1 protein-coding gene is annotated in these 276 nt (G+C 47.8%); it reads left to right on the top strand.

Going from position 1 to position 276, the window contains the following annotated elements:
* The coding region (locus VJI94_RS08320; RefSeq protein ID WP_324009019.1) for a hypothetical protein at nucleotides 1-276 on the top strand (276 nt) is incomplete at both ends.

The raw sequence follows: 276 nt of genomic DNA, 5'->3' as shown, positions 1-276 counted from the left end.
CACTTGCGATTCCTTCGATTTTGAAGTATTATATTGTATTGAACAGCAAACGCATAGAGGTTGATAAGATGGCAAACTGGGGCACTTTCGATTACGACAATCGTTCTGCGTCTCAGGCTAAGATTGATGGTGAGGCAGGTGCATTGCGTCTTCATCTGTCGGCTCAAGGCAAGGATACGTTCTGGCGGCATAACGATAAGGTGCAGCGGGGCTCTAATCAAAGTCTTGTGCAGGTGCATTGTGTTCGGAATAGTGCTTGGCAGGCTGTGCGTCTCT

Source organism: Parvimonas sp. D9, assembly GCF_035282565.1.
GTDB lineage: Bacteria > Bacillota > Clostridia > Tissierellales > Peptoniphilaceae > Parvimonas > Parvimonas micra.
Note: the sequence above shows the minus strand (reverse complement) of the source record. Positions and strands in the feature narration are given on the sequence as shown.